This window comes from Sphaerisporangium rufum, from assembly GCF_016863395.1.
Lineage (GTDB): Bacteria > Actinomycetota > Actinomycetes > Streptosporangiales > Streptosporangiaceae > Sphaerisporangium > Sphaerisporangium rufum.
Map to the genome: position 1 here is coordinate 130918 of NZ_BOOU01000013.1, position 14436 is coordinate 145353.

The 14436-nt window shown below is 74.8% G+C and carries 7 protein-coding genes; 3 read left to right on the plus strand and 4 right to left on the minus strand.

Annotated elements, in window-relative coordinates:
- Window positions 1–148 precede the first annotated feature (148 nt).
- The 3 genes from Sru01_RS04910 to Sru01_RS04920 are packed head-to-tail and all read right to left on the minus strand — an operon-like array spanning window position 149 to window position 8456.
- Complete coding sequence (locus Sru01_RS04910; RefSeq protein WP_203982635.1) at window positions 149–5644, minus strand: DNA repair ATPase; 5496 nt, start codon at window positions 5642–5644, stop codon at window positions 149–151.
- A 7-nt stretch (window positions 5645–5651) separates the two neighbouring features.
- Window positions 5652–7700, minus strand: a complete 2049-nt coding sequence (locus Sru01_RS04915; RefSeq protein ID WP_203982636.1) for a flotillin family protein — start codon at window positions 7698–7700, stop codon at window positions 5652–5654.
- 15 nt (window positions 7701–7715) lie between these two features.
- Complete coding sequence (locus tag Sru01_RS04920; protein ID WP_203982637.1) at window positions 7716–8456, minus strand: hypothetical protein; 741 nt, start codon at window positions 8454–8456, stop codon at window positions 7716–7718.
- A 279-nt stretch (window positions 8457–8735) separates the two neighbouring features.
- Between Sru01_RS04920 and Sru01_RS04925 the strand changes: the two genes are divergently transcribed.
- The 3 genes from Sru01_RS04925 to Sru01_RS04935 all read left to right on the plus strand — a co-directional run bounded on the left by Sru01_RS04925 (window position 8736) and on the right by Sru01_RS04935 (window position 14068).
- The gene (locus Sru01_RS04925) at window positions 8736–11705 is read left to right on the plus strand and encodes a bifunctional [glutamine synthetase] adenylyltransferase/[glutamine synthetase]-adenylyl-L-tyrosine phosphorylase (RefSeq protein ID WP_203982756.1); all 2970 of its coding nucleotides are present in this window, start codon (window positions 8736–8738) and stop codon (window positions 11703–11705) included.
- 114 nt (window positions 11706–11819) lie between these two features.
- The gene (locus tag Sru01_RS04930) at window positions 11820–12839 is read left to right on the plus strand and encodes a hypothetical protein (RefSeq protein ID WP_203982638.1); all 1020 of its coding nucleotides are present in this window, start codon (window positions 11820–11822) and stop codon (window positions 12837–12839) included.
- Window positions 12840–13021: 182 nt separating this feature from the next.
- A complete protein-coding gene (locus tag Sru01_RS04935) occupies window positions 13022–14068 on the plus strand; it encodes a polysaccharide deacetylase family protein (protein WP_239136918.1) in 1047 nt (348 codons plus the stop codon).
- A 41-nt stretch (window positions 14069–14109) separates the two neighbouring features.
- On the opposite strand, the gene Sru01_RS04940 is transcribed toward Sru01_RS04935, so the two are convergent.
- On the minus strand, window positions 14110–14292 hold the full coding sequence (locus Sru01_RS04940; RefSeq protein ID WP_203982640.1) for a hypothetical protein: 183 nt from the start codon (window positions 14290–14292) through the stop codon (window positions 14110–14112).
- Window positions 14293–14436 lie beyond the last annotated feature (144 nt).

Here is a 14436-nt window from a genome sequence, read left to right on the forward strand (position 1 = left end):
CGCACCACGTCGCCCGGCACCGCCGACGTCCGGCCTGGTGCCGCGCCGGCCGGGGACCCGCCGGACGTGGATGCCCGGCCACCGGGGGCCCGGCGGCCCCGGCCGCCGGGACGGTGCGCCATCCGTCCGGCCGGGCCGGCCGGTCCGGTCAGCCCGGCCGGTCCGGTGGGGCGGGGCGGGTGGTGAGGGTCTTCTGGATGGCGGCGACCTGGTCGGCCAGGTGGGTGATGGCGGCCACCGCCCGGGTGACCGGGTCGTCGCCGGCGCCGCCCAGGGTGCGTTCGCGCAGGTAGCCGGCCTTGACCTCGGCCCAGCGGTCCGCCCGGCCGCCCGACAGCGTGCCGCGCAGCTCGGCCAGCTTGAGCAGCGCCGCCTCGCCGCCGCCGGCCAGGGCCTGGGCCTCGCCCAGGTAGTGGTCGTCCACCAGCGCGGCCAGCTCGGCGTCGTTCATCGCGGGCACGACCCGCTCGGCCAGCTTGTTCATGTTGCGGTAGGAGCCCTGCAGCAGGAACGGCGGTTCGGTACGCGAGGCGTCCGCCTGGGTGGCCGAGGCGATGTAGGCCCGGTTCACCGCCAGCAGCACCTCGCGCACGCCGAGCAGGCCGCGCAGCACCGCCAGCACCTGCGACAGCTCGGCCGCCGGATACGGGTGCGACAGCCGGTCGGGGGTCACCGCGGCGTCGCCGCCGGCCATCCGGGCCAGCAGCTCCACGTCGCGGGGGTCCCGGCCGGACAGCGGCGCGAGCACCGGGTTGGAGGTGAGCGCGTTCTCCAGGTAGCTGAGCGCGAACAGCTCCTCCCGGCCGGCCAGCACGTCACCGAGGTTCCACACGTCGGCCCGGTTGGCGAGCATGTCCGGCACCCGGAACCGCTTGCCGGACTCGGTGAACGGGTTGCCGGCCATGCACACCGCGAACCGCTTGCCGCGCAGGTCGTAGGCGCGGGTCTCGCCGTCCCAGACGCCCTCGATGCGCCGCTGGGCGTCGCACAGCGGGATGAACCGCTGCAGCAGCTCCGGCGAGGTGTGCTGGATGTCGTCCAGGTAGAGCAGGACGTTGTTCCCCATCTCCAGCGCGAACGAGATCTTCTCCACCTCGCGCCGGGCGGTGGCGTCCGGGGCTTCGGCCGGGTCCAGCGAGGTGACGCCGTGCCCGAGCGCCGGGCCGTCGATCCGGACGAACACCAGGCCGAGCCGGCTCGCGACGTACTCCATCAGCGTCGTCTTGCCGTACCCGGGCGGGGACAGCAGCATCAGCAGCCCCATCTGGTCGGTCCGCCGGTCCTCGCCGGCCGTGCCCAGCTGCTTGGCCAGGTTCGCGCCGACCAGCGGCAGGTACACCTCGTCGACCAGCCGGTTGCGCACGAACGCGCTCATCACCTTCGGCCGGTACTCCGAAAGGCGCAGCCGCCGCCGCTCGGCCGTCACCAGCCGGTCCCGGTGCCGCTGGTAGGCGCGGAACGCCGGCACCCGCTCGGCGCGGAAGCGCCGGGTGCGGGCCAGGAACTCGTCCAGGCGCAGCGGCAGCCGGCCGCCGGTGATCCGCGGATGGGTGCCGAGCAGGCCCGCCACCGTGGCGTCCAGCCGGGCGGGGGAGTCGTGCCGGGGCACGTCCGGCCCGCACAGCAGGACGGCGGCCGCCTCGGGCAGGTCGGCGGCGTCGAAGGGGACGTCCTGCGGCGTGCCGGGGGCCGGCGGGCGGACGTGCGAGGCGATCCAGGCGGTGGCCAGCTGGTGGCGGGCGGCCAGGTCGTCGCCGAGCGCCCGCAGGTCGTCCGCCAGCGCCTTGGCCGCCGCCGACCCCGGCCCGCCGAGCGCCCGCTCGAAGGCGTCCAGCAGGGCCCGGGCGCCGGGCCCGGTGACGAAGGACGGCGGCCCGGCCGACAGCTCGTCGACCAGGTAGGCGGCGGCCAGGGCGGGGTCGGCGCCGGCGGCGGCCGGTTCGATCCCGGCCAGGAAGCCGCCGATCGCGGCGGCCAGCTCGTCGCGCAGCCGCCGCGTCGCGGCCGCGGCCACATCCTCGAACCCGGCAGGTCCGCGCCCCACCGCCCGTGCCCCGGTCATCGCGCCCCGGTCGGGGTCCGCCGGGCGCGGCCCCGTGATCTCGTCCAGGCCGGGGTCCGCCGGGCGCGACCCCGTGATCTCGCCCGGGCCGGGGTCCGCCCGGCGCGGCCCCGCGATCTCGCCCGGCACGGGGTCCGCCGGGCCGGTGGAACCGGCGGCCGGTTCGGCGGAGGCGGGGTGGACGTCGCCGCCAGAGCGGCGGGCGGCGCGGGACAGCGAGGCGGCGCGCACCGACCAGGCGGCGCGGGCCGGTTCGCCGGCGCCGAACGCCCAGAACAGCTGGGCGGCGGCCCGGTCGGCCGGCGGGTGGCGCAGCGGGCCGGCGGCGGCCGCCGCCGGCAGCAGCGCGGCCAGCACGGCCGCGGCGTCGTGGTCGTGCACCCCGCGCTCGTACCCCTCGTCGTAGCGGCTCTCGGCCACCTGGCGGACCAGGTCCGCCAGCCGGCCCTCGGCGGCCGCGGCCCGCAGCTCCGCCATCGACGGCCTGCCGCCGCCTTCGGCGCCGTCCTCGCCGCCCTCTTCGGCGGCCGCCAGGATGGACGCGGCCAGGTGCTCGGCCCGGTAGACCTCCGGGCTCTCCGAGACCACGGTCTGCGTCCACAGGTCCCGGGTCGCGGCGAGGTCGGGGTCGCGCACCGGGGCGCGGTAGTCGGTGCCGGTGACCGTGAAGGCCAGGCCGTCCTGGTGCGGGACGAGGGTGAGATCGAACGGCGCGGTGCTGACCGCGAACCGATGCCCGCCCAGCCGGACGGTGTCGCCGCCCTCCCCGTACAGGTCGAGCCGGTCGCGCAGCGCCCGCCCGGCGGCCTGCCGGGCCTCCTTGAGCTGCCCGGCGAGCTCCTCGGCGCGCACCTGGTCGCCGAGCTCGCGCAGCTCGTCGGCGACGCCGCGCAGCCTGGCCACCATCGGGTCGGCGGCGAAGTAGGCGTTGACCTCGTCCAGCGAGCCGAGTGCGGCCGAGCGCCGCCGCACTCCGGCGATGATGCGCGCGGCGGACTCGGCGAGCCGGCCGGCCCGGCGGGACCGCTCGTCCAGCAGCGCCTGCCGGCGCGCGGAGAACGCCTCGTACACCTCCTCCCGGCGGGCGGTGAGCCGGTCCAGGAAGTCGTCCAGCCCGCCGAACCGGGACTCCAGGTCCTCCAGCCGCAGCAGCAGCCGGCCGAGCTGCTCCTCGCACCGCTCGGGGGTGTCGGCCAGCGCCAGCGCGGCGCCGACGCTCTGCTCGAACAGCGAGAACTCGGCCGCGAACCGGGCGCGGCCCTCTACGGCGAGCAGCTCGCCGCGCCGGGCGGCCAGCAGGGCCCGGGCCCGGTTCGCCGCGGCCAGCACCTCGCCGATCCGGGCCAGGATGCCGGTACGGGCGGTCGCCTCGCCGCTCTCCAGCCCGCCGACCAGCTCGGCGACGATCTCCAGCGACCCGGCCAGCTCGGCGATCTGCGCGGTGACCGGCTCGGCGTCGGCCGCGGTGGCGATGGCCTGGGCACGGCCGGCCAGCTCCTCGGCCTCGGCGTGGTGGCCGGCGAAGGCGTCGGGCCGGCTCAGGAACTCCACGGCCCGGCCGGCCGCGCCGGCGATCTCCGCCTCCAGCGTCGTGGCCAGCTCGTCCACCCGGGCCAGGTCGGCGAAGCGCGTCTCCCGCAGCGTGACCAGCCCGCCCTGGGCCTGCCGCAGCCCGGCCAGCCGGGCCACCCACTCGGCGGCGGTACCGGGGGCCTCGCCGTGCAGGCGGCGGACCATCGAGGCGATCCGCCCGGCCGCCTCCTCGACCGCGGCGGCGGCCCGCGCGGTCAGCTCCTGGACCCGCTCGAACTCGTCCAGCACCTGCTCGGCCGCCGCGCGCACCCCGGCCAGCGGGGCGTCCAGCCCGCCGAGGTCCGGCTCGCCGAGCCAGTGGTAGTGGTCGGCCATCCGGTCGCAGGCGGCGACCAGCGCCTCGAACACCGCCGCCGCCGGGACGGTCTCCTCGACCAGCCGGGCGATGGACAGCGCGTCGGAGATGCCGCGGACCAGGTCGGCGTTCCCCACCCGGGCCAGCGGCCCGGCGCCGGCCGGCTGCCGGGCGGCGTGCGCGTCGGAGACGAACGGCGTCCGCCACACCTGCATCGGGTGCACCCGGGCCGGCTCGGCGGAGGTCTCCCGGAACACCACCAGGGTGCCGTCGTCGAACAGCGAGTACCCGTGGCAGGTGATCGGGGTGGCCACCTCGCGGCGGATCACGTTGTACGGCAGCAGCAGCGTGCGGCCCTCGGCGCGCGCGTGGAAGACGTACAGCGCGTCCTCGCCGTTGGGCGAGCGGATGACGCGCTCGTACTCCAGCCCGGCCACGTCGGTGTCGAACGTCTTGGTCAGGCCGGTGGCCAGGTGGTAGCCGCCGGGGAAGATGACGCCCTGGTCCTCCGGCAGCCGGCGGCACGCCTGCCCGATGCCGTCCAGCCGGGCGACCTCCCGGGTGCGGGTGTTGAACACCAGGTGCCGCCAGGCGGTCTCCTTGTACGGCCGCACCCGCAGCAGGATCAGCGGGCCGACCCGGGCATGGTGCACGTCGGCGTCGCCCAGGCTCTGCAGCGGCTCGTCCACCGGCTCCCGGTAGACGCCCTCGCCGGTCTCGGTGTTGTCCTCCACCTTGATGGTGAGGTCGCCGCCGACGGTCTCGACGAACACCTCGCCGCCGATCGAGATGTGCGGGTGCCGGCCGGGCACGTGGTCGTCGCGGGTGGTCTCCACCCATTCGAAGTCGTGCGACGGCGGGAAGACGTGGTCCCGCTCGCCGCGGTCGTCGGTGTAGGCGACCGTGCCGTCGGCGGCGACGGTCCAGCGCAGCACCCGGACGTCCTCGGTGCGCGGGCCGGTCTGGAACACCGCGAGCAGCCGGCCGTCCAGCCGGCGCAGCTGGAGCAGCCGCGCCTCCCGGTAGTAGCGGTACATGTCCGCGAAGTCCCGGCGGAACGCCTCGTCGGCCAGCAGGCCGGGGACGGTGTCCGGCGCGGCGTCCTCGAAGCGGAACGCCTCGCCGTCGCGGGTGAAGCGGTGCAGCGCGAAGACGTCCTCGACGGTGGTCTGCGGCCGCATGCCGACGAACACGTTGTAGCCGAAGAGCATCAGCCCGCCGGCCTGGACGATGTCGCGCGGGACGCAGTTGTTGGCGGTGCGGATCCGGTCGGTGCCGAGCAGGCGCAGCTCGGTGCCGCCGAAGACCGCGATCCGCTCGGCGTTGAGCGCCTCGGCGCGGGCGGCGAGCTCGGCGGCCTGGCCGGCCAGCCGGGCCCGCAGCACGTCGTAGCTGCCCGCGGGAAGGCCCGCGTCCGGCCCGGCGCCGGTCCCGGGCTCCCGGAGCCCGGCCGGGGACGCGGTCCCGGGCGGCGGGGACGCCTGTGGGGACGTCTGTGGGGACGTCTGTGGGGACGTCTGTGGGGACGCGGTCCCGGTGTCGGGCGCGCCGCCGCCGGCGGCGCCGTTCGCGGCGCCCGCGGTCGACGGTGCGGTGCCGGCCGGAGCGGGCGCGGTGCCCGCGGTGGACGGTGTGGTGGCGGCGGCGGGGGCCGGTCCGGCCCCCGCCGCGCCGGTGAGGTCGGCTGAGGTCATCGGCGGCTCAGCGTCCCGCCCCGGCGGCGCCGCCGGTGGTCAGGGCCGTGCCGTTGCCCGCGGCCGGCCCGCCCAGCGGGGCCTCGGCCACGCCGAGCCGGCGGGCCTCCTCCAGCAGCGCGCTCAGCCCGGCCGTCTGCGGGCCGCCGGAGCCGATCAGCTTCAGCAGCAGGGCCGAGACGGTCAGGTTCTGCAGATCGGCGGTGCCGACCGGGCCGAGCACCCGGACCAGGTCCTCCGGCAGGCTCGCCGTGCCGTCCAGCCACGGCCCGGCCAGCCGCGAGGCGACCTGCGAGTGCTCCATGAAGCCGTCCACGCTCTTGCCGAGCGAGATCGCGCCGACCAGCCGGTCGAAGAACGCCCCGTCGCCGCCGACGATGTCGATGTCGGCCTTGGCGAGGCCGGCCGCCACCACTTCGGCCTGCGCCGCGGCGACCGCGCGCTGGGCGTCCAGCCCGGCCATCCGCAGTTCCTTCTCCGCCTCTAGCCGCAGGCGGTACTCCTCGTGGGCGCGGGTGGCGTCGTCCAGCGCGGCCATCGCGGCGGCCTTCTCCTTCAGGCCCTCGGCCTCGGACTTCAGCCGCTCGCCGACCGCGGCGGCGGCCACCAGGGCCTTCTCCCGCTCCACGACGGCCTCGGCGCGGCCGACCTTCTCGATGGCGTCGGCCTCCCGCTCGCGCACCTGCGCGGCGGCCAGCCCGGTGGCGGCGGCCTCGGCGCGCACGCCCTCGGCCAGCCGGGTCTTGGCCTCGGCGTCGAACTCGGCGGCCTTGCGGCGCGCCTCGGCGAGCACCAGCTCCTCGCGGGCCTTGTGCGCGGCGGCCGCCTCGGCCGCCTCGGCGGCCTTGATGTCCTTGACCAGGCCCTCCTGCGCCTCGGCCTCGGCCTGGATGACCAGGGCCTGGCGCATCCGCTCGGCCTCCTCCACCGCGCGGAGCCGCTTGATGCTCTCCTCCTGCTCGGCGACGGTCTTCTCCACCGCGACCCGCTCGCGCACGACCTCGGCCATGGCGCGCCGCTCGGTCTCCACCTCCTTGTCCTTGGCGATCGTCCGCAGCTCGGTCTCCCGCTCGCGGGCGATCACCTCCAGCAGGCGGTCCTTCTCGATGCGCTCGCTCTCGATCGCGATGACCCGCTCGCGGTTCTTCTCGGCGACCGCGATCTCGCGGGCCTTGTTCTCCTCCTGGATGCCGAGCTGCTCGTCGGTGCGCACCTGCGCCGCCTGCGCGCGCAGCCGCTCCTCGGCCCGCACCCGGCTGATCTCCGCCTCCTCGCGGGCCCGCATCGTCTCGATCTCCCGCTTCTGCTTGATCTCGGCGTCCGCCCGCCGCCGCTCCAGCTCCAGGATCGCCTCGCGCGCGTCGACGTCCTGCCGGGTGATCTCCTTCTCCTCGTGCCGCTGGAACTCGTTGGTGCGCACGTGCTCGATCGCGGTCAGCTCGGTGATCTTGCGGATGCCCTGCGCGTCCAGGATGTTGGCCGGGTCCAGCTGGGACATCGGCGTCTGCTCCAGGAAGTCGATGGCGGCGTCCTCCAGGCTGTAGCCGTTGAGGTCGGTGCCGATGACCCGGATGATCTGGTCGCGGAACTCGTCGCGCTGGGTGTAGAGGTCGACGAAGTCGAGCTGCTTGCCGACCGTCTTCAGCGCCTCGGAGAACTTCGCGTTGAACAGCGCCTGCAAGGTGGTCTCGTCGCTGGCCCGCGCGGTGCCGATGGCCTGGGCCACCTTCACCACGTCCTCGGCGGTCTTGTTGACCCGGACGAAGAACGTGATGCGGATGTCGGCCCGGATGTTGTCCTGGCAGATGAGGCCTTCGTGGCCGGTCCGCTCGATCTCGATGGTCTTCACCGAGATGTCCATGATCTCGGCCTTGTGCAGGACGGGCAGCACGACGGCACCGGTGAAGGTGACGTCCACCGCCCGGACCTTGGAGATGATCAGGGCCTTGCCCTGCTCCACCTTGCGGAAGAGCCGGGTGACCACCAGCAGTACGGCCAGCGCGATGATCAGGACGACGGCGAGCAGCACGCCGAAGCCCGTGGAGATGACGTCCAACGGAGAGAGGTCCCCTTACGTGGTGGGGGCGCCGGGGCCGAGGCCCGCGGGGCACGGCGTGACCCAGAAGAACTCGCGTTCCGCGTCGTACTCGAAGATCAGGGCGAGGTCGCCCGCGCGGAGCGGTTCTTCATGATGGCCGCCGGCCGCCGGTGCGTGGCGCCCGTCGCGGATGCGGTCAGGTGCGGTGGACGGCACGGGCCCGTGACCGCCGCGGGCGGGGAGCCCGCCGGGCTCGTCCCGCGGCGGGTGACCCGGCCACTGCAGCTGCCTGACCTGGATGACGGCGGAGGAGCCGTCGGACGCCCGCACCTCGGCCTGGCCGAAGTCGGCGCCGACCCGGCCGGTGCGGATCACGCAGGTGCGGCCGACGAAGTCGGCCCGGGACGGCGCCGGCGCCGCGGCGCCCATCCGGCGCAGCGGCGCCGCCAGCGCGCGGACGGCGAGCCAGGCGCCCGCCGGGGCGGCGGCCAGCACGGCCACCCGCGCCGCCGGGCCGTCCACCAGCGCGGTGCCGGCCAGCCCGATGAACCAGGAGAACGCCACCAGCAGCGAGACGCTCACCGTCACCGGCATGCCGCCGAGGCCGAGCCCGCCGAGCAGCCCGGCGCCGAGCCCCGGGTCGCCGTCGGCGCCGAGCCCGTCCAGGCCCGCGCCGCTGACCAGTACGAGCACCCAGTACCCGACCACGACGACCAGCAGGAAGCCGAAGATGACGGCGGGAAAGGTGAGCGCTGTCCGGACGAATTCCCCCATGAGCCTGCAATGTCCCCCTATTTACCGGTTCCCCCGAACCGGAAATAACCGTACATCTAGTCAACGATTGGCGGGAGGTACAGTTCCCGCTTTGGCGATAAGTCGTGACATGGTGGCTACCCGCCACGGGCCGACCGGCGCCGCCGGCGGAACGACGTCGCGCCGGCGTTTCCCGGATTCCCCACTATTTCTCGGTGACCGGCCGATCACGGTGCGAAACCGCTAACGACGAACCGGTGAGGGAACGGCTACGTTGAGCGGGTGAGTGCCGAGTCCCGCATGCAGACCACGGCCGGGCGGCTGGCCCGGGCCGGCTTCGCCGACGGAGCCCGGGCCGAGCGGCTCCTGGACGACCTCGGCCCCGAGGCGGTGGGCGACCTGGACCTGCTCGGCGCGCTGGTCGGCGCGGCCGAGCCCGACCTGGCGCTGCTCTCGCTGGCCCGGCTCACCGAGCAGGACCCGAGCGTCCTCGGCGCGATGCGCGCCGAGGAGGGGCTGCGGGCCCGGCTGCTCGGCGTGCTCGGCCTGTCCGCCGCGCTCGGCGAGCACCTGTTCCGCCATCCCGACGACTGGCGGGCGCTGTCCGGCGAGCAGGCCGTCCGGCGCCCCACCGGCGACGAGCTGCGCGCCGGCCTGATCGCCGCCGTCGGCGCCGACCCCGCCGACGCCGAGCCCGTCGCCGGCCCGGACGCCGCGGCGGCCATGGACGGGCTGCGCGCGGCCTATCGGGCGCGGCTGCTGCACCTGGCCGCCCGCGACGTCACCGGGGTCACCGGCCTGCCCGAGGTCACCTCCGAGCTGTCCGACCTGGCCGCCGCCGCGCTGGAGGCCGGGCTCGCCATCGCCCGGCGCGACGTCCCCGAGGCCGCCGACGCCCGGCTGGCCGTGATCGGCATGGGCAAGTGCGGTGCCCGGGAGCTCAACTACATCAGCGACGTGGACGTCGTCTTCGTCGCCGAGCCGCGCGAGGGCGTGGACGAGACCAAGGCGCTGCGCGCGGCGACCCGGCTGGCCCAGGGCATGATGCGCGCCTGCTCGGCCAGTACCCCCGAAGGGGCGCTGTGGGAGGTGGACGCCGCGCTGCGCCCGGAGGGCAAGGCCGGCCCGCTGGTGCGCACGCTGGCCAGCCATGTCACCTACTACCGGCGCTGGGCCAAGACCTGGGAGTTCCAGGCGCTGCTCAAGGCCCGCCCGATCGCCGGCGACCTCACCCTCGGCGGCGAGTACGTCTCGGCGGTCGACGAGATGGTGTGGCAGGCCGCCGCCCGGGAGAACTTCGTCGAGGACGTGCAGGCGATGCGGCGCAAGGTGGAGGCCAACGTGCGGGCCGACCAGGCCGACCGGCAGATCAAGCTCGGCCCCGGCGGCCTGCGCGACATCGAGTTCGCCGTCCAGCTGCTCCAGCTGGTGCACGGGCGGGCCGACGGGCTGCTGCGCCGCCGGGCCACCCTGCCGGCGCTGGCCGCGCTGTCGCGGGGCGGCTACGTCGGCCGGGACGACGCCAAGGCGCTGGCCGAGGCGTACACCTTCCTGCGCCAGGTCGAGCACCTGCTCCAGTTGCACCGGCTGCGCCGCACCCACGTGGTCCCCGACGAGGTCACCGAGCTGCGGCGCCTCGGCCGGGCCTTCGGCATGACCGCCGATCCGGTCGGCGAGTTCACCACCCGGTGGCGCCGGCACGCCATGGAGGCCCGGCGGCTGCACGAGAAGCTGTTCTACCGCCCGCTGCTGCAGGCCGTCGCCCGGCTGCCCGGAGAGGAGGCCCGGCTGTCCACCGCGGCCGCCTCCGCCCGGCTGTCCGCGCTCGGGTACGCCGACCCGGCCGGCGCGCTGCGGCACATCGCCGCGCTCACCAGCGGCGTCTCCCGCCGGGCGGCGATCCAGCGCACGCTGCTGCCGGTGATGCTCGGCTGGTTCGCCGACGCCCCCGACCCCGACGCCGGGCTGCTCGGCTTCCGCCAGGTCAGCGACAAGCTCGGCACCAGCCCCTGGTACCTGCGCCTGCTGCGCGACGAGACCGCCGCCGCCGAGCGGATGGCCCGCATCCTCGGCACCAGCCGCTACGCCACCGGCCTGCTGCTGAACGCGCCGGAGGCGGTGGCGATGCTCGGCGCGGACGCCGAGCTGGTCCCCCGCGCCAAGGCCACCCTGGCCGCCGAGGCCGACGCCTCGGTGCGCCGGCACGCCCAGGACGCCGAGAAGGCGGTCGCGTCCGTCCGCGGCCTGCGCCGCCGCGAGCTGTTCCGCACCGCGGTCGCCGGGCTGGTCGGCCGGCTGGACATCGAGGACGTCGGCCAGGCGCTGTCGGAGCTCAACGACGTCACCGTCCAGGCCGCGCTGGACGCGGCGATCCACAAGATCTCCTGCGAGCGCCGCGGCGAGCTGCCCACCAGGTTCGCGGTCATCGCGATGGGCCGGCTCGGCGGCTACGAGTGCTCCTACGGCAGCGACGCCGACGTCATGTTCGTACACGCGCCGCTGCCGGGGGCCGCCGACCGGGAGGCGGCCGACGCGGCGCACGCGGTGGCCAACGAGCTGCGCCGGCTGCTGGCGCTGCCCGCGACCGACCCGCCGCTGCTGGTCGACCCCGACCTGCGTCCCGAGGGCCGCCAGGGCCCGCTGGTGCGCACGCTGTCCTCCTACGCCGCCTACTACCGGCGGTGGTCGTCGCCCTGGGAGTCGCAGGCGCTGCTGCGCGCCCGGTTCTCCGCTGGCGACGCCGGGCTCGGCGCCGAGTTCGTCGAGATGATCGAGCCGCTGCGCTACCCGCCGGGCGGCATCGACGAGGCCGCCGTGCGCGAGATCCGCCGGCTGAAGGCGCGGATGGAGGCCGAACGGCTGCCGCGCGGCGCCGACCCACTGCTGCACACCAAGCTCGGCCGGGGCGGGCTGTCCGACGTGGAGTGGCCGGCCCAGCTCATCCAGCTCCGGCACGCCGGCGAGGTGCCCGAACTGCGCACCACCCGGACCCTGGCGGCCCTGCGCGCCGCGGTCGGCGCCGGCCTGCTCCCGGCCGCCGACGAGGAGGTGCTGGCCGAGGCGTGGCGGTTCGCCTCGCAGATCCGGGACGCGATCATGCTGGTCCGCGGCCGGGCCGGCGACAGCATCCCGGCCGACCTGCGCGAGCGCGGCATGATCGCCCGAGCGCTCGGCTACCCCCCGGACGGCTCGGAGGACTTCCTGGAGGACTACCTGCGGGCCACCCGCCGGGCGCGCGCGGTGGCCGAGCGGGTGTTCTACGGCGCCTGACCGCGGCCGCCGGCGGATTCCCCCCATATCCGGGGAATCATCGTCATTCCGAGGTGGGTGAACGCGTTGCGGGGTGTTCGTGCCGGGGTGTATGTACATCTCGGGTGATCTCTTTTGACTTCTGTTTACCTTGACCTCGCCATCGGGCTGGTCCTCGCGTTCCTGCTCTTCTCGCTGCTGGTCAGCGGGATCAACGAAGGGCTGGTGCGGCTGCTCGGCATCCGCAGCAAGTTCCTGTGGTCCTACCTGCGGGACACCTTCGACGGCCCGGACGGCAAGCGGTCCCGCATCCCGAGCTCGCTGTCGGAGGTCTTCGCCCGGCTGCCGTTCGGCCGGGACGCCCGGCCGGCGTTCAGCCCGCTGCCCGCGCCGGTGGCGAGCACGGCGGGCAGCTGGTCGGACCGGCTGTACGAGCGGCTGCGCGAGATCGACCACCGCACCGACGGCCGGACGAGCATCGCGGCGATCCCGCCCGCCCGGTTCGGCGTCGCGGTGATGGAGATCGTCACCGGCGAGGGCGGGGTGCCGGCGCTGCTCGGCCGGCTGGAGCAGGACCACAGCCCGCTGTACGGGCCGCTGAAGGGCGTGTGGGAGACCGCGCGCGGTGACCTCGCGACCTTCCGCAAGGGCGTGGAGGAGTGGTTCGACGGCGAGATGCAGCGCCTCACCCTGCTCTACCGCCGGTACGTCCGCTGGGTCATCGCCGCGATCGGGCTGGCGCTGACCCTGCTGTTCAGCATGGACTCGCTGGAGTACGGCCGGGCCATCCTGACCGACAACGCGCTGCGGGCGCAGATCACCGCGAGCACCGACGGGGGAGCGGGGGCGCTGGCGAGCCTGCGGGACAAGTGCCCCGAGCACCCCGCCGACCCCTACGGCTGCCTCACCGAGGTGCTGTCGGCGCCGGCCTTCGTCACGATCGTCGGCAACGCGCCGGTGTCGGTGCGCATCCCGGACGACGGCCGCCCGCGGTGGTCGTGGAACGGCGGGGAGTGGCTGCACCGGCTGGTCACCCCGGGCCACTGGCCGGGCTTCCTGGTCACGTTCTTCGCGCTGCTGTTCGGCGGGCCGTTCTGGTGGGACGTGTTGCGCCGGCTCACCGGCATCCGGTCGCGGGCCGGCGAGGCCAAGTGAGCCGCCCCGGCGCCTAGATACTGACAACTCGCCATATATGGCGAGTTGATCGGAGATGCCGAGAAATGCGAATTAAGGTGCGGCTCTTTGGTATCCGTTCCCCAAGGCGGGAGAGAACCCCCAGGTCAGCCGGGTAGGAGGAACGTATCTCATTCCTCGGGTTGGTTGGGGGGACCATGGGGATGTCTGGGGTACGCCGCCTCGGGGCGGTCGCCGGAGCACTGTCGCTGTGCGTGATCGGCGCCGCCGGTTGCGGGCAGGACGAGAAGAAGATCGTCGCGCAGCCCGCCAAGCAGCACGCCGGCGACGCGCGGCAACAGCACGCGGCCGCCGCGGCGCGCGCCGCACGGGTCAAGGCCAACGAGCTCGGCCAGATCCCGGTGATCATGTACCACCGGGTGATGGCGAAGCCGGCCGGGCCGGACGACCGCACCCCGCAGCAGTTCCGCACCGAACTGGAGCGGCTGGCCAGGGACGGCTACGTCCCGATCACCGCCAAGGAGTACACCACCGGCCGGATCGCGATCCCGGCCGGGCGGCACCCGGTGGTCCTCACCTTCGACGACTCCTCGCCCTCCCAGCTCACCCTGGACGGGTCGGGCGTTCCCAAGCCCGACACCGCGGTCGGCATCCTGCAGGACGTCGCCCGCCGCCATCCCGGGTTCCGGCCGGTCGCCACGTTCTTCGTCATCAAGGACATGTTCGGCACCTTCGGTGCCGAGGCGCAGGCACAGGTGCTCGGCTGGCTGCGCGACAACGGGTTCGACATCGGCAACCACACCCTGGACCACCACAACCTGCGCGGCAAGTCCCAGGATCAGGTGTCCCAGCAGATCGCCGGCGACCAGAAGCTGGTCCGCTCCCTGATCAAGGAGACGCCGGCCACCATCGCGCTGCCCTACGGCAACCAGCCCAGCACCAAGTCCTGGGCGCTGCGCGGCGGCACCGGCGATGGGCGCTACGACTTCTCCGGCGTGTTCCTCGCCGGGTACACGCCCGCGCCGTCCCCGTTCAGCAAGGACTTCGACCCGCTCGGCATCCCGCGCATCCGGGCCATGGACAAGGTCGGGGACTGCGCGCGGTTCTGCTCCACCGCCTGGCTGGACTGGCTGAAGGCCCACCCCGAGGAGCGCTACACCTCCGACGGAGACGTCCGGACCGTCGCCTTCCCCAAGTTCAAGGCGCCGTACGTGGCGCCGCGCTTCGAGCGCTACCGCCTGCCCTACTGACCGCCACCGCCCGGCCGCGCGGCAGCGGGGCCTGGCGGAGTTCAGTGCAGGTTGAGCGCCATCAGGATGAACAGCCCGATGAAGTGCGCCAGCACGACGAAAGCGATCAGGAACACGAAGATGAACTTCGCCGGTCCGTGCTCGAAGTGCTGTCCCTCCTTCAGCGGCGGAAGCTGCGCCCGCCGCTCGGCGAGCCTCTCCTCGATCGGCTTGCGACCGAACATGTGATCTCCTGACCTCGCCCGGGCGGCTCCGGCGGGCCGCCCGAATAGACCCGAACACCCGCGGCGGGCCGGCGCTTCCGCGATCGGTGGTGCGATTCGACCTTATAACGGGTAAAGGGGGGCTCGACGGCCGCTGCGGTGGAC